This window comes from Fictibacillus sp. 26RED30 (assembly GCF_015903845.1).
GTDB classification, from domain to species: domain Bacteria; phylum Bacillota; class Bacilli; order Bacillales; family Fictibacillaceae; genus Fictibacillus; species Fictibacillus phosphorivorans.
In genome coordinates this window covers 1-14,606 of the sequence record NZ_JACZDV010000009.1, presented here as the reverse complement: position 1 = coordinate 14,606, position 14,606 = coordinate 1, and the positions used below count along the sequence as shown (strand labels likewise).

Annotated in this window: 15 protein-coding genes, 2 tRNA genes and 1 pseudogene; 3 read left to right on the top strand and 15 right to left on the bottom strand. The window is 43.1% G+C overall.

Going from position 1 to position 14,606, the window contains the following annotated elements; all coding sequences use genetic code 11:
• Positions 1 to 25: 25 nt before the first annotated feature.
• On the bottom strand, positions 26 to 310 hold the full coding sequence (gene groES, locus IHV11_RS20585) for a co-chaperone GroES (protein ID WP_137792218.1): 285 nt from the start codon (positions 308 to 310) through the stop codon (positions 26 to 28).
• Positions 311 to 556: 246 nt separating this feature from the next.
• Between groES and IHV11_RS20580 the strand changes: the two genes are divergently transcribed.
• Together IHV11_RS20580 and IHV11_RS20575 are read left to right on the top strand one after the other, a co-directional pair.
• Positions 557 to 1,270, top strand: coding sequence for a CPBP family intramembrane glutamic endopeptidase (locus IHV11_RS20580; RefSeq protein WP_197196065.1), 714 nt, complete (start codon positions 557 to 559; stop codon positions 1,268 to 1,270).
• Positions 1,267 to 1,470, top strand: coding sequence for a YdiK family protein (locus IHV11_RS20575; protein WP_153236451.1), 204 nt, complete (start codon positions 1,267 to 1,269; stop codon positions 1,468 to 1,470). Before IHV11_RS20580 ends, IHV11_RS20575 begins: the two co-directional genes overlap by 4 nt.
• A gap of 191 nt (positions 1,471 to 1,661) precedes the next feature.
• Here IHV11_RS20575 and IHV11_RS20570 read toward each other — a convergent pair whose 3' ends face one another.
• From IHV11_RS20570 to moaC, 5 genes are all read right to left on the bottom strand, one after another.
• Positions 1,662 to 1,853, bottom strand: coding sequence for a hypothetical protein (locus tag IHV11_RS20570; RefSeq protein WP_197196064.1), 192 nt, complete (start codon positions 1,851 to 1,853; stop codon positions 1,662 to 1,664).
• 74 nt (positions 1,854 to 1,927) lie between these two features.
• On the bottom strand, positions 1,928 to 2,710 hold the full coding sequence (tatC, locus tag IHV11_RS20565; protein ID WP_197134602.1) for a twin-arginine translocase subunit TatC: 783 nt from the start codon (positions 2,708 to 2,710) through the stop codon (positions 1,928 to 1,930).
• A gap of 12 nt (positions 2,711 to 2,722) precedes the next feature.
• Positions 2,723 to 2,905 (bottom strand): twin-arginine translocase TatA/TatE family subunit, encoded by a 183-nt coding sequence (locus IHV11_RS20560; RefSeq protein WP_191755387.1) that lies wholly within the window; start codon positions 2,903 to 2,905, stop codon positions 2,723 to 2,725.
• 18 nt (positions 2,906 to 2,923) lie between these two features.
• Positions 2,924 to 3,559: a redox-sensing transcriptional repressor Rex gene (locus tag IHV11_RS20555; RefSeq protein WP_144704923.1), complete on the bottom strand. Its 636-nt coding sequence runs from the start codon at positions 3,557 to 3,559 to the stop codon at positions 2,924 to 2,926.
• Between the two features lie 45 nt (positions 3,560 to 3,604).
• Entirely contained in the window at positions 3,605 to 4,108 is a 504-nt protein-coding gene (gene moaC / locus IHV11_RS20550) for a cyclic pyranopterin monophosphate synthase MoaC (RefSeq protein WP_197196063.1), read from the bottom strand.
• Between the two features lie 422 nt (positions 4,109 to 4,530).
• Here moaC and IHV11_RS20545 point away from each other — a divergent pair, with 422 nt between their 5' ends.
• Positions 4,531 to 6,471: an ABC-F family ATP-binding cassette domain-containing protein gene (locus IHV11_RS20545; protein ID WP_197196062.1), complete on the top strand. Its 1,941-nt coding sequence runs from the start codon at positions 4,531 to 4,533 to the stop codon at positions 6,469 to 6,471.
• Between the two features lie 405 nt (positions 6,472 to 6,876).
• On the opposite strand, the gene tsaD is transcribed toward IHV11_RS20545, so the two are convergent.
• From tsaD to IHV11_RS20500, 9 genes and pseudogenes are all read right to left on the bottom strand, one after another.
• Positions 6,877 to 7,893, bottom strand: a complete 1,017-nt coding sequence (gene tsaD, locus IHV11_RS20540) for a tRNA (adenosine(37)-N6)-threonylcarbamoyltransferase complex transferase subunit TsaD (protein WP_197196061.1) — start codon at positions 7,891 to 7,893, stop codon at positions 6,877 to 6,879.
• Positions 7,890 to 8,339 (bottom strand): ribosomal protein S18-alanine N-acetyltransferase, encoded by a 450-nt coding sequence (gene rimI, locus IHV11_RS20535; protein ID WP_066399684.1) that lies wholly within the window; start codon positions 8,337 to 8,339, stop codon positions 7,890 to 7,892. The genes tsaD and rimI overlap by 4 nt, the downstream gene beginning before the upstream one ends.
• Positions 8,340 to 8,349: 10 nt before the next feature.
• Positions 8,350 to 9,045 carry a tRNA (adenosine(37)-N6)-threonylcarbamoyltransferase complex dimerization subunit type 1 TsaB gene (gene tsaB / locus IHV11_RS20530; RefSeq protein ID WP_197196060.1) on the bottom strand — a complete coding sequence of 232 codons (696 nt, stop codon included), beginning with the start codon at positions 9,043 to 9,045 and terminating at the stop codon, positions 8,350 to 8,352.
• Positions 8,987 to 9,497, bottom strand: a pseudogene (gene tsaE / locus IHV11_RS20525) (tRNA (adenosine(37)-N6)-threonylcarbamoyltransferase complex ATPase subunit type 1 TsaE). Before tsaE ends, tsaB begins: the two are co-directional and overlap by 59 nt.
• Positions 9,498 to 9,506: 9 nt before the next feature.
• Positions 9,507 to 10,505: a thiamine-phosphate kinase gene (gene thiL, locus IHV11_RS20520; protein ID WP_197196058.1), complete on the bottom strand. Its 999-nt coding sequence runs from the start codon at positions 10,503 to 10,505 to the stop codon at positions 9,507 to 9,509.
• A 327-nt stretch (positions 10,506 to 10,832) separates the two neighbouring features.
• A tRNA-Asp gene (locus IHV11_RS20515) sits at positions 10,833 to 10,908 on the bottom strand.
• A gap of 105 nt (positions 10,909 to 11,013) precedes the next feature.
• A tRNA-Met gene (locus tag IHV11_RS20510) sits at positions 11,014 to 11,090 on the bottom strand.
• 141 nt (positions 11,091 to 11,231) lie between these two features.
• Positions 11,232 to 12,611 (bottom strand): amino acid permease, encoded by a 1,380-nt coding sequence (locus IHV11_RS20505; protein WP_197192214.1) that lies wholly within the window; start codon positions 12,609 to 12,611, stop codon positions 11,232 to 11,234.
• A 109-nt stretch (positions 12,612 to 12,720) separates the two neighbouring features.
• Positions 12,721 to 13,869, bottom strand: coding sequence for a trans-sulfuration enzyme family protein (locus IHV11_RS20500; protein WP_197196057.1), 1,149 nt, complete (start codon positions 13,867 to 13,869; stop codon positions 12,721 to 12,723).
• Between the last annotated feature and the right edge of the window lie 737 nt (positions 13,870 to 14,606).

Sequence of the window (14,606 nt, the reverse complement as noted above, 5' to 3'; positions counted from 1 at the left end):
TTGAAGCTTCCAAGTTACCTAACGTTTAGCCTACGATCGCTAATACGTCAGATTCACGAAGAATCAAGAATTCTTTACCTTGGTACTTAACTTCTGTACCAGCGTATTTTGAGAAAATAATCGTGTTGCCTTCAGAAACTTCTAAAGAGATACGCTCGCCGTTATCCGTTACACGGCCCGTACCTACAGCAACAACTTTTCCTTCTTGAGGCTTTTCTTTTGCTGAATCTGGCAATACAATGCCGCTTGCAGTTTTTTCTTCACCTTCTACAAGCTCAATAATAATACGGTCACCTAGTGGCTTTAACAAGTGAAACACCCTCCTTAAATAGTTAAAAGATTTCTTATTAGCACTCTTTGTTAGTGAGTGCTAACTCCATTTCTAATAATAAATAAAACTAAAAAATTTTGCAAGTGAGAAATATAAATTTGAATCCAATTACCCGCAAATTCGATATCCTCGCGAGCCCTGCCTATTCTATGTTAAAATAGGTAAGCATATAAAGAGGTATAAAACGTAATTATTTTTAGGGCTGTACGTAAAGGAGAAGGTAATTTGAAGAAAAAATATTGGTGGATCATCTTCATATATATCGTGATGCAATTCTCAGGTTACATTGGGATTCCACTGTTAAATGAACTTGGTGTTCCTAAAAATCAACTTTTTGGAATGTGGGGAACGTTCAGCTTTATTGCGGCTCTTGTTATTATCCTTTACATGCTGATCCCTGAAATGAGAGAACGCCACCGAAATACTAAGCGCGTCTCAAAAGGATCTGCCGTTCTATGGTCGATCATCGGTATATTCATGGCGTACGCCGCTCAAATTATCGCGAGCATGATCGAGATGAACCTGTTCGGTATCCAACCTGGATCGGAAAACACGAAGCAACTCGTTGAAATCGTGAAAAACGTTAAATATTTTATGATTGTAACGGCCATCGTTGGGCCAATACTAGAAGAGATCATCTTCCGAAAGATTATTTTCGGATCTCTTCATAAACGCTTTAATTTCTTTATCTCTGCTTTGATCAGTTCGTTAATCTTTGCTGCTGTTCATGCGGACTTCACACACTTACTAATCTACACGGCAATGGGCTTCACGTTCGCTTTTCTGTATGTGCGAACGCAACGTCTTATCGTACCGATCGCGGCACACGTTGCCATGAACACGCTCGTATTGATCGTTCAAGTATTATTTGCCGATAAAATCAAAGAAATGGAACAACAGCTAGAAACAGCGCAATTGATTATTGGAGGACTATTATGAAGACATCACCACTGTTTATGGCATTTTTATATCTAGGGATCGGAGTCGTCTTTACGTACTTAGCCGTTCATTACGCAAGCGAGTACGGCATGACAAGCTTCTGGACGATCATCACGATGGTCGTAGCAACCTTCGATTACGCCAATGCCATCCGCTATTTCGCATTAAACAGCCACTTGAAGAGAAAAAAGAAGAAATAATATGAGGGAACTGCTTCTGATGGAGGCAGTTTTTTTGTTTGCGAGGGTGTTTTTGTGGTGCTTTTTGAGGTTGGCCAGTGACGGAGGTGGGATTGGATAGATTATTGGCTGGTTTGGACAGATTATGTTGGAGATTAGACAGATTATTTGCTGAAATGGACAGATTAATCTCCGAATCCGACAGATTATCATCACCAGCACCAAAACGGAGGCTGTTCATTACTTTTGGTGGCAGCTAAATAGCCCGCCAGCCACCTCAAACGATGCTTACTGTCGACTTCAACGAAAATACTGTCCACTTTTTGAGTTTTACTATCCACTTTCGAAGAAATACTGTCCACTTTTTCACATTTACTGTCCACTTCTCCATTTTTACTGTCCACTCCCACTCTCCCATACCACAGCTTCACTCCAACCACACAAAAAAGAGGATTCCCCACGTGGAGTCATCCTCTTTTTAATCATGATACATAGCTTCTGCTTGTGCTTCTCGTTCTTTTACGAGTGCTTCGACTTCCGCTTTCATTCGTTTTTTATAAGCTGCCTTCGAAATGATGATGCTGATTTCGTATAATAGGATCAGCGGGAACGTGACCATTAAGTGAGACAGCAGCTCTGGCGGTGTTATCAATCCAGCTACTACTAAGATCCCAAAGTAGGCTACTTTTCGTATGCTCTTGAGGAGATCAGGTGTTACGATTCCGAGTCGAGTCAAGAACATGATCAAGACCGGGAACTGGAACAACAGTCCGAACGGCAGTGTGATGTTGAATAGGAATGAGAAGTATTCCTGAATTCCGTATTCGCCTTCTACACTAAGTGCCACAGCGACATTTCCCATAAAGCTGACAACGAACGGAAACAGAATAAAGTACGAAAATGCGAGTCCCGTTAAGAAGAGCATGAATGCGATCGGGATGTACATGAGCGTTACTTTTCGTTCGTTCTCATAAAGCCCCGGGCTGATGAATGCCCAGAGTTGGTACAACACCACTGGTGCGGATAGGACGAGCCCGATAAAAAAGGCAAACGTCATATACACGTTCAGTGGATCGGTTAGATGAAAAGCGTTCATCTGAATGTTCTTTGCGATTGGATCACTTTGCAGATATACGATCACGGGCTTGGCTAAGAAAAATCCAGCGATCAAGAATACGAAGAAAGCTAGGATCGCCCACATGATGCGCTTTCGTAATTCGCCAATGTGACCGTATAGCGACATATTTTTTTCAGAGGTCATAGACAAACATCCTTACTTCTTCAGTTGTTCGCGTTCCTTTTTGCTGTCATCTTCTTCGTCCATCATGCCTTTTGTAGCATTCTTGAACTCGCGAAGCGTTTTACCTGCTGCTTTTCCTAGCTCAGGCAGCTTTTTCGGTCCAAACATAACAAGAGCTGCAAGTCCGATTACCGCGATACTTCCTGGTCCTAACATAACGATTACCTCCTTGGTTTAAGAATAGTTTTTCATAAAATAAACAAGCGATTGCAATTCAACAGCTAAATCGATGTGATGAACACGAATCTCTGGTGAGACGGTCAATCGTGCGGGTGTGAAGTTTAAGATGCCAGTTACACCTGCGCGCTCTAACTGATCTGCGATCGGTTGAGCCGCTCCGACTGGAACAGTCAAGATCGCAACATCAATACCTCGGTTCTTCAGCTCTTGCTCGATGTCTTCTGTGTGATAGATCGGAACTCCAGCAATTTCGCTGCCGATTTTAGCTTTGTCTACATCGAATGCGACTTCTATTTTGGTATTGTTATTTTTGGTGAAATTGTAATGTAAAAAGGCAGTACCTAAGTTACCTACTCCGATTAATGCTACGGTAGTCGTTTCATCCTGGTTCAACGTTTTCGCGAAGAACGACAGCAGATAATTAACATTGTAGCCATAACCCTTTTTGCCTAATGCGCCGAAATAAGAAAAATCTCTGCGGATCGTCGCAGAATCTACTTTAACAGCTTCGCTTAATTCAGCAGAAGACACCCTTTGTTTACCGGAAGATGATAAGTTTTTCAAAAAACGATAATACAAGGGCAGCCGTTTTGCTGTTGCGTGTGGTATTTTTAACTGATCTTGGTTCATATTTGGAGCCCTCCAAGTGTAGAAAGCTTATCTAATCCTATTGTATCATATTTTGTCAGGGCTTGAAGAACGTAGAAAGTCCCCATTCTTGCCTCCTGTTTTCGATAAAAGGTATGTAGGCCCGATCACCATTCCCTTATCCGCTGCTTTACACATATCATAGACGGTTAACGCTGCTGCAGAAGCCGCTGTTAACGCCTCCATCTCAACGCCGGTGCTGCCTTTCGTTTTCACTTCGACTTGAATGTTTAATTTATACATATTGTCCGCCAATTCATCCCATGAAAAAGACAGATCAACGCCAGTTAGTGATAACGGGTGACACATCGGAATCCAGTCAGAGGTCTTTTTGGCAGCCATGATTCCAGCGATCTGCGCGACGGCTAGAACGTCCCCTTTTTTAAATCCGTTTTCTTTGATCTTAAGGAAGACTTCTTCAGAAACCGTTACCCCGCTTACCGCTACGGCTGTTCGGTGAGATGTTTCTTTTTCCGAAATATCAACCATGCGCGCACGGCCTTCTTCGTTAAAATGGGTAAACTCTGTCATAAAACCCCTCCTCATGATGAATATACACGAAACCGCTTTTATTGTCGTTAAGATTTTACTTGTAATTATTGCAAAATGTTGAACATTCCCTTTGTTGGCGCGAATCTCCAAACTACGCTAAACTACTAGTTAGACAGGGTTTAAATGTTTATTTAAGGGCTGATTGTATAAAAGCATGCTTATGGAAGTAGTTGTTCTCCGCTCCAGGCACTTCGCTTTCCGTGGGGCAGGCGGTGAGCCCCTTGCCGCTTTGCGCCATTAAGGGTCTCACCTGACCGCTTGTCCCACAGGAGTCTCGTGTCTTACGCTCCAACCAACTTATCAATGAAGCATTTTTTCAGCATTGTTCAAAAGCAACACACTTTTGAAACAAGTCAATTAAATAAATAAAACCACCCGTTTTTCATAGAGGTGAAATTATAATGATTATTTTACAAGTTCAGGACGTTACGAAGTCTTTTGGCGCGGACGTTATTTTATCGAATATAAAACTAGAGGTTCAAAAGGGCGAGCGGATCGCTCTTGTTGGGCGGAACGGTGCGGGAAAATCTACGCTGCTTCGGGTGATTACTGGTGAGTATTCCTATGATTCTGGTCATGTCATGATTCCGAAAGACGTGAAGACTGGTTATCTTGCACAGGATGCGGGGCTGGATTCGGATGAGTCGATCTGGAACGAGATGCTCTCTGTGTTTGAAGACCTTCGTAAAAAAGAGAAAAGACTGCGTGAGATGGAAGCGCGCATGGGCGATCCAGAAGTGATTGCGAATGAAGCGGAGTATGAACGTCTCCTGAAAGACTATGATGCGCTTCAGGTTACGTTTAAAGACGAAGGTGGCTATCAGTATGAAGCGGAGATACGTACGGTGCTTCACGGCTTTCAGTTTGCCGATTTTGATCGCGATACGAAGATCAACACATTAAGTGGTGGACAAAAAACGAGACTCGCACTCGCGAAGCTTCTTTTAACAAAACCAGATCTACTCATTCTCGATGAGCCGACGAACCACTTAGACATCAAAACACTAACGTGGCTCGAGCAATATTTGCAGAGTTATCCCGGCGGTATCTTAATCGTCTCCCATGACCGGTATTTCCTCGATAAAATCGTAACGACCGTTTATGAGGTTTCGAGAAAGCGATCTTACCGTTTCACAGGGAACTATTCAAGCTATCTAGAACAAAAGGCGGAGCGCTTTGCTCAAGAGATGAAAGAGTTTGAGAAGCAGCAAGAACAGGTTGCAAAGTTGGAAGATTTTATTCAACGCAACATCGTGCGTGCTTCGACCACGAAACGTGCACAGAGTCGTCGCAAACAGTTAGAGAAGATGGAATTGAAAGAGCGGCCCGCTGGTGCAGAAAAGTCTGCTAGTTTTTCTTTTGAGATTGAAAGACAAAGTGGGAACGATGTGCTGAAACTTGAGAACGTGAGCACAGGATATGAAGATGGCGAACCGTTATTTAAGAATGTATCGGTAGCGGTTAACCGCCAGGACAGCGTCGCGATCGTTGGACCGAACGGAATCGGCAAATCGACTTTATTAAAAGTGATACGTAAGCAGCTGCCGCTCATATCGGGCGATATACGTTACGGCAGTGGACTCATGATCTCTCACTATGATCAGGAACAAGCAGACCTGCATTCACGCAAGACCTTGTTGAACGAGCTATGGGATGACTATCCGGAAAAAACGGAAAAAGAGATCCGTTCGATCCTTGGCCAGTTTCTGTTTAGCGGTGACGATGTGTTGAAGCTTGTAACAGAGCTGAGCGGTGGTCAGAAGGCTCGACTTGCTCTAGCGAAACTTATGATGGAAAAAGGAAACCTTCTTCTGCTGGACGAGCCGACAAACCATTTGGATCTCGACAGCAAAGAGATCCTTGAACAAGCTCTGATCCATTATCCTGGTACGATTCTTTTCGTATCGCATGACCGTTATTTCATCAACCGTATCGCTACAAAGGTCGTTGAACTCGCACCAACAGGGGTGACCGAGTATCTAGGTGACTACGACTATTACACCGAAAAGAAAAACGAGATGAAAGCACGTGAAGAAATTGCCGCTCGCCAGAAAGCTGAGAACGCGGCTAATACTCCTTCTTCCAACCAAGGGAACGGTGCAAAGAACTCGATCGATAAAGAAGCGAAGAAGCTCGATCGTAAAAGGCAGCGCCGTATCGAGGAGATTGAGGGGCTGCTAGAAGGACTCGAAACGAAAATCACGTCGGCCGAAGCTGAGCTTTGTAAACCTGAGGTCTTTCAGGATTATGAAAAAACGCAAGAATTTCAGTCTCAGCTTGATGCTTTGAACGAAGAGATGGAAACGTTGATGGAAGAATGGGAAGAACTTCAGAATGCTTAAATTGAAAGCTGATATCCTTATATAGTGGGATATCAGCTTTTTTTATTCATCTTCAAGTTGGTCTTCGCACATTTCGACATTGCTTCTACACATTTTACAAACAATTTCACTAAGCAAAAGCCCAAAAACCTCTTAAAAACGTTACTACTATAAAATCTTATCCACAGTTCGACCTGTGGATTTTGCATTTTTTGACGACTTATCCACTTTATCCACACGAACATGTGTATACATGATGTGAATTGTGTATAACACAAACCCTTGGTTTCAAATGTTTCAAAACCATTGTCCACATTATCCACAAAGCTGTGTATAACTTTTCCACAAAAAAGAAAGGTTTTTGTGTCGATTTCTGTCGATAACTAAAAAAGCTCTTCTCCTCATTAAAGGAAAAGAGCTTTTTACTTATTGAGCTTCTAAATCTAACCCCGGTACACCGTTTAACGCCATATCTCCACGCGTTCCTTTTTGGTACGCTACACTCCCTGCAGCTCCGATCATGGCAGCATTATCTGTGCATAAGTGAAGTGGAGGAATGACAAGGTCGTACTTCGTTTCATTAAAACGGTTCTCCAACATGTGACGAAGTCCTTTGTTTGCCGCTACTCCTCCGGCTAAGAGGACTTGTTTTACGTTATATTGTTCTGCAGCACGGTATGTTTTTTCCACAAGTACATCCACAACACTCGCTTGGAAGCTCGCAGCCAGGTCTTCAGGCTTGATCACTTCTCCGCGTTGTGTAGCATTATGAACCGTGTTGATCACAGCTGACTTTAAGCCACTGAAGCTGAAATCAAGGGATTCTGGCTCTAGCCAAGCGCGAGGCAGGTCGATGTTTGCTTCTCCCTCTTGTGCGAGCTTATCGATATGAGGACCGCCTGGGTATGGCATGTTAAGCGTTCGCGCTACTTTATCGTACGCTTCACCTGCTGCGTCGTCTCTTGTTTCACCGATCACTTTGAACGTGCCGTGCTCCTCCATCAGGACAAGCTCTGTATGCCCGCCTGAGACGATAAGAGATAACAAAGGAAACGTCATTTCTTTTACGAGTCTGTTCGCGTAGATATGCCCTGCGATATGATGCACAGGAACGAGTGGCAGACCATGTGCGAAGGCGAACGCTTTCGCTGCGTTAACACCGATCAAAAGAGCACCTACGAGTCCTGGTCCTTCTGTTACCGCAACAGCCGTGAGATCTCCTGGCTCTAACTCCGCTTGCTTCAACGCTTCTTCAATCACGACTGTAATCTCTTCAACATGATGGCGTGACGCCACCTCAGGCACAACGCCGCCAAAACGTTTATGACTCTCAATCTGTGACGCGACAACGTTTGCCAACAGTTCTGTACCGTTCTTCACAATCGCTACTGCCGTTTCATCACAGCTTGTTTCTATCGCTAATATCAATTCATCTTTTATCATAATTCCACCCACATCACTAAAGCATCTTCACCATTATCGCTATAATAGTTTTTCCGGATACCGCCTGCTTCGAATCCTAGTTTTTTATATAAATTCTGTGCAACATGATTACTTACGCGTGCCTCTAGAGTCATCGATACAGCGCCATGCATCTTCGCGAGCTTGATCGCTTCTCTCATGAGCATCTCCCCTAGCTTTCTCCCTCTATATGAAGGAAGAATCGCAATGTTCGTAACATGCGCCTCGTCCATAACAAGCCATATGCCGCAATAACCGACCGGCTGAAAGGAGTCTTCGATGACGAGGTAATGAGCGAACTGGTTCTCAACAATCTCTCTGTAAAAAGCTTCTCGGGACCATGGAACAGCAAACGATGCTTGCTCGATTCCAAGGATATCATCTATGTCGCTTACTTTTGCCAGTCTAAATGTATAAGGCTCTCCCATCAAATCCACCCTACTTCCCCTGTGACTTCAGCCAGTTCACTTCTGCTTCTGCCAACTGAAGATAGCTTGGAGTAAACGAATGGATATCAACCGGTTCGCTCGTCATACCGATACGTCCGAGTTCGCTTGGACGCGGATTGTGATCAGATACTTGTCCAAAAACAGCTTGATCGCCCAACACGTTCTGAATCGTCTCTTTGTGCAGAGGTAAATCGTTCCCGACGAATAATATCTTTTTATCTAGCTCTTGAAGCTTGTCCAACCAATCTTTTAATAAGATGATCCCGTCTTCCCAAAGATTTTGAAACTCTCCTGAATCATTTCTTCCGTAGAGGCCCGTAAAGAGCTGCGTGCGGCGCGCATCAAATAAAGGAACAGTATAGCCATCAAAGTATTTTCCGCTCTGAGCAAGTACTTCTAAGCTCGAGATCCCAACGAGTTCTTTTTTTAGCGTCCACGCAAGTGTCTTTGCGATCGTTACACCGATTCTAACACCTGTATAAGATCCTGGCCCTTTCGCCACCACGATGCGATCGAGTTCTGCAGGTTTTACCCCGGTCTCTTTTAATACTTCTTCAATCGCGGGCATCACTCGTATCGAATGATTCTTTTTTAAGTTTGTAATATACTCACCGAGCACTTTTCCTTCATCCAATACCGAGATCCCCATCACAAGATTGGATGTATCTATTGCAAGTACTTTCATTACATAATCTCCTTAACGCGTTCTTCGTATCTGCTTCCGATAGGTTTTAATTGAATCTCGCGCTCATCGTCGCCTTTATGTGAGATAACGAGTTCAAGTCTTTCCTCTGGTAAATAGTCTTCTATAAATACGGCCCACTCGACCACACAAACGCCTTCTCCCGAAAAGTACTCGTCAAACCCTAGATCTTCATCAGAGTCTTCTAACCGGTACACGTCCATATGATATAGCGGCAGTCGACCGCTGTATTCTTTAATGATGGTAAAAGTAGGAGAGTTCACTGTACGGGTCACTCCAAGTCCTTTTGCGAGCCCTTTTGTAAAAGTCGTCTTTCCCGCTCCAAGATCTCCAGCCAGTGTGAGTACATCTCCTTTTTGAAGAATAGAGCCTAGCTTTTCGGCAAAAGACATCGTTTCTTCCGCTGACTTTGTTTCAAAATGATAAGTACTCATGACTTCCCCTTACCTTTCCCTAAAATGATTAAATCCTTTTTTCGTGAGAAGTTCAGGCTTCTCGTCCTGTTTGTGAAGATAGACCTCAGCCTTACCAGCTTCTCCAACTTTTCCGATTTCATAAAGCGGCAGCCCATGTTGTTTGAATGTATCTGACAGCACCTTAAAATCTTCTTCTGACGCCGTCCCAACCAGCACATAGTCTTCCCCACCAAACAACTGGTGGTTGAGCACGTCCGCCTCTGGTAAATCTCTTAAGGACTCACTAACGGGTAAGCTGTTTCTTTCTATATGAATGGAAACGTTACTCGCTTCAGCGATCTCATTCAACTCATTCGCCACTCCGTCACTAACATCGTTTAAGGAGATTCGAAAACCGCTTCCTGCGAGAATTCTTCCCTGTTCGATATGAGGGATTGGCATCTGATGCTGCTGTATCCATATTTCTTCATTTGCCGCAAATGCAGCCTGTCTTGTTTTTTCTAATAAAACAGAAAGCCCTGCCGCTGATTCTCCCGTTGTTCCTGTTACAAATACAGAGTCTCCTGGTCTCGCGTTACTTCTTAATAAAGATCTACCCTTTTCTACTTTTCCAATAACCGTCACTGATAATACTAACGGCCCTTTTGTAGAAACGGTATCTCCGCCCATAAGATCGATTTTGTATTTCATTGCGAGTTCGCTCATGCCACGATAGATCTCTTGCAACTCTTCCTCTGTCCATTCTGAAGGAATCGCGATCGACACGAGGTAGAACTGCGGAATACCACCCATCGCAGCAATATCACTCACGTTCACAGCAAGTGCTTTAAAGCCCGTTTGATAAGGTGATAACGTATTCCTCGTAAAATGAACACCTTCTACCATGGTATCCACACAAACGATTTGATCCAACTTTTTGTTCACCGACCAAAGAGCAGCGTCATCCCCAATGCCTTGAACCACCTCTTTTTGAAAAAAGTGACGAGGCGTGATGCTGTTGATCCATTCAAATTCATCTTTAATCATGGATGTGCTCCTCTCTGGAGTTTACTTTACTAAGTTTTATTTAAATAGCTTTACAAGACTTCATTGATTAAGTTGATTGGAGCGGAAGGTGCGAGACTCCTGCGGGACGAGCGGTCAGGTGAGACCCTTAAGGGCGCAAAGCGGCAAGGGGCTCACCGGTCGCCCCGCGGAAAGCGAAGCACCTGGAGGGGAAATCAACCTCAACTCTTAAATCAACTTATAAAAAAGCCTTAGGATTATAATAAAACTCCTAAGGTGACAGTTGTATATTAGTTTAACTTACTTTTAGACATAAAAAAACACGAAACCTTGTTTCGTTTTTAAAAGTGGCGGACCCGACCGGGGTCGAACCGGCGATCTCCTGCGTGACAGGCAGGCATGTTAACCACTACACCACGGGTCCAGCTTAGTATGTAATTGATGTAGTAAATTTAATTGGTTGCACCCAATGGGCACTCCCGATATTTCATGGCTAGACGTTTACTCGACGTAGTTCATGAAATTTAATTGGTTGCGGGGACAGGATTTGAACCTGCGACCTTCGGGTTATGAGCCCGACGAGCTACCAGACTGCTCCACCCCGCGACGTTATAAAATGTTGTTTTCTCTGGTTTAGATAACAACTTGTTTCGGACATTTATTAATATATCATGTATCTTAGTATGATGCAAGTGTTTTAAAAATATTAGGCACAAGAAATTTTATTTATTTCCTGTGCCCTCTATTTTATGCCACTTTATCGTTATTCTCGGGACGTTTGTTGAACCCTTTTAAATAGTAGATCGCTGTTAATAAGATCAACCAACAAGGCCCTACGATCAAGGCGATACGTGTATCTGGGAAGTATGCCATGAGTCCGACAACAAAGATAAGAATAGCTAGTGCGATATATGATCCATATGGGAAGAACGGAACTTTAAATTTCAATGTTTTCTTTTCTTCTTCACTTAAGCTTCTGCGGAACTTAAGCTGAGACACAAGAATAATCGACCATGTCCAGATCGCTCCGAATGTTGAAATACTTGTTACCCACACGAATACTTTTTCAGGAACAAGATAGTTTAAAACGACTCCAATCAGAAGTGCTCCGGCTGAAACTAATACAGCAACAGATGGTACGCCCGTTTTACTTACTTTATGAAGTTTAGCTGGTGCTTGTTTTTGTTCAGCCAGGTTGAAAAGCATGCGTCCTGTGCTGAATATTCCACTGTTACAGCTGGATAATGCCGCAGTTAGTACGACAAAGTTAATGATACCAGCAGCTTGTCCGATTCCGATTTTTTCAAAAGTAAGAACGAACGGACTTCCTTGCGTTCCGATCTGATCCCACGGATAGATGGACATGATAACAAATAATGCCCCTACATAGAAAATGAGGATACGCCAGAATACAGAGTTTACAGCTCTTGCTAAAGATTTTTCAGGATTTTTAACTTCACCTGCTGTAACACCGATCATCTCGATTCCTAAGAATGCAAACATAACCATCTGCATAGACATGAGGATTCCCTGTATGCCGTTTGGTGCGAAACCGCCATTTTCCCAAAGGTTACTGATTCCTGTTGCAACTCCACCGTTACCAAAACCAAATAGTATCATGCCTAAACCAGTAATAATCATCAATACGATGGCAACGATCTTGATAAGTGCAAACCAGAATTCAAACTCTCCATACGCTTTGATCGCAAGCAAGTTGATGCTCGCCATAATCACGAGTGCAGATAGTGCCCAGATCCAAACAGGTACATCCGGATACCACATCTTCATATAAATACCTACGGCTGTGATCTCAGCCATACATGTTACGATCCATAAGAACCAATAGTTCCAGCCTGTTAAATAACCGGCTAGTGGTCCAATATAGTTTTTAGCATAACGGCTAAAAGATCCGGCAACAGGTTGATGGATCGCCATCTCACCTAACGCTCGCATAATGATGAACATTACAGATCCGCCTAATGCATATGCTAATAAAATTGCTGGCCCCGCCATTTCAATTGCTGAAGCTGACCCTAAAAATAAGCCCACTCCAATAGCGGCCCCGAGTGACATAAGTGTAATATGTCGTTCTTCGAGCCCACGATGTAATTCTTGTTTTGGCTTCATTTTTATGCCTCCCTTGATGTATATGATGAAGCGCTTTCACTCAGGTATCATATCACATTTCGACAAAAAGAAACAATTCGTTTTTATTACAGTAAAAAGCCCAAAAGCCCTATTGTAATAGGGCTTTTTTGGCAGCTTCTTTAAAGACAGTTACGATATCCTCAATATTTTCAATACCCACAGATATTCGGATTACATTCTTATTGATCCCCAATTTTTCACATGTTTCAGCTGGTAGTGAACGGTGAGAAGTTCCGAGTGGATACGAGACCGTAGTTTCTACACCAGCAAGCGTTGGAACGATATGAACCCAATCCAATGACTTAAAGAACGTATGCACGCTGCTTTTCTCGTCGAGTTCGATCGTAACAATTGATGAATTTCCGTTTTCACTCACGTATTCTGGGTAGTAGACGGTTTTAATTCCCTCTGTCTGTTTAAGCTGGTTCGCTAATTCAGTGGCGTTAGATATGTGACGCTCCATACGCACGCTTAATGTTTTTAAGCCGCGAGAAGCTAACCACGCATCAAACGGTCCTAGATTACAGCCCAGATGAATCATTTTCGCTCGAGCTTTTGCGATTAACTCCTCTTTTCCTACTACTACACCTGCTGTCACGTCGCTATGTCCATTTAAATATTTCGTCGCACTATGAACAACAAGATCGACACCTTTCGTATACGGTTGAAGCACATATGGTGTGGCGAATGTATTATCGATCATCGTAGTAAGATTATGTTCTTCTGCAAGAGCAACAAGTCCCTCTAGATTCTCTACACGCAATAAAGGATTTGTTATGGATTCTGAATATATGAGTTTTGTGTTGTTACGGATGTTTCGTTTAACCTCATCTAGGTCCTTGAATGAAACGAACGTGGTTTCGATTCCAAAGTCTTTGAGGTCATCAGAAAGAAGCTGATAGGTGCCGCCATACAAATCATCACATGCTAGTATATGATCACCAACTTGTGCGACCGCTAAGATACCAACTAAAATGGCTGACATACCGGATGATGTCACAACACCGGCAGGAGCTTGTTCGAGGTTTGCGACACCACTCGCAAAATCGTTCTGGTTGGGGTTGTTCATACGTGTATATAAGTAATCGTTCTTTCCTCTAAAATAATCCTCTAGGTCGTCTAGATCGTTAAAAGAAAAAGCTGATGTCTGATAGATCGGATTGATCTTACTTACCGACTTCACACTATTATGACCACTTGCATGTACGCTGGATGTATCAAAATGAACATTCTTCATGATATATGGCCTCCCCATTGTTTTTTATCTTTTAGTTTAGCATAAAATTGGTGGGATATTGTGTAGAGAAATGTTGGTTTGTGCTTGTGATGTGTGTTAGTTAGTTGTTGGCGTAGTTTTAAAATTAGCTAGTGGCTGTAGTTGTCGAAAATTCGATAAAAATTTTATCCGTGAAATTATGAAGCTTATCCGTGAATATATGGAGAATTACCGTGAATAAAATCACGATTACCGTGAAATTATGTGCGGTGGAGTTGATGGGGAGAGCTGATTAGGGAATTTGTGTGTGGCATCTGAGGTGTTTTAGTGAGTTTTTGGCTTGGGTGTTGGTTGTCGGAGCTGCTTGAGGGGCTTTTGGGATGGATTTTGGAGTTTTTGTTTTAAGAATATCGGGAGGTGGAAGATGGCTCTGGCCATCTTCTTCGTATTTTTAGAGTTTTGTGGGGGATTGAAGCGTTAAAGAGTGCCTCCCGCGGATACCACTATGGGTATCTCCTGGTCCTAATTAAGTCTAAATAAGAAAAATTAAGTCAAAATGAGAGCGAATTAAGTCGGAACAGACCACAATTAAGTCTAAAAGCAAAAATAAAGGCGGTTCGCTAAATCTCAACAACCGCTCTCAGCCAGAACCAAGCGCTATACCCCCGAGCTCGAGCCTTCCATCCCCAGCCTCCATAATCAGAAGTTTGGCAACCGCCAAGCCACCTTTTTTCTTTTCTATCTTTTTAAAAAACACA

Excerpts from the sequence above, each read along its gene's own strand:
- IHV11_RS20575 (WP_153236451.1), top strand. The coding sequence starts at position 1,267 with ATGAAGACATCACCACTGTTTATGGCATTTTTATATCTAGGGATCGGA.
- tatC (WP_197134602.1), bottom strand. The coding sequence starts at position 2,710 with ATGACCTCTGAAAAAAATATGTCGCTATACGGTCACATTGGCGAATTA.
- IHV11_RS20560 (WP_191755387.1), bottom strand. The coding sequence starts at position 2,905 with ATGTTAGGACCAGGAAGTATCGCGGTAATCGGACTTGCAGCTCTTGTT.
- IHV11_RS20555 (WP_144704923.1), bottom strand. The coding sequence starts at position 3,559 with ATGAACCAAGATCAGTTAAAAATACCACACGCAACAGCAAAACGGCTG.
- moaC (WP_197196063.1), bottom strand. The coding sequence starts at position 4,108 with ATGACAGAGTTTACCCATTTTAACGAAGAAGGCCGTGCGCGCATGGTT.
- IHV11_RS20545 (WP_197196062.1), top strand. The coding sequence starts at position 4,531 with ATGATTATTTTACAAGTTCAGGACGTTACGAAGTCTTTTGGCGCGGAC.
- tsaD (WP_197196061.1), bottom strand. The coding sequence starts at position 7,893 with ATGATAAAAGATGAATTGATATTAGCGATAGAAACAAGCTGTGATGAA.
- rimI (WP_066399684.1), bottom strand. The coding sequence starts at position 8,339 with ATGGGAGAGCCTTATACATTTAGACTGGCAAAAGTAAGCGACATAGAT.
- tsaB (WP_197196060.1), bottom strand. The coding sequence starts at position 9,045 with ATGAAAGTACTTGCAATAGATACATCCAATCTTGTGATGGGGATCTCG.
- thiL (WP_197196058.1), bottom strand. The coding sequence starts at position 10,505 with ATGATTAAAGATGAATTTGAATGGATCAACAGCATCACGCCTCGTCAC.
- IHV11_RS20505 (WP_197192214.1), bottom strand. The coding sequence starts at position 12,611 with ATGAAGCCAAAACAAGAATTACATCGTGGGCTCGAAGAACGACATATT.
- IHV11_RS20500 (WP_197196057.1), bottom strand. The coding sequence starts at position 13,869 with ATGAAGAATGTTCATTTTGATACATCCAGCGTACATGCAAGTGGTCAT.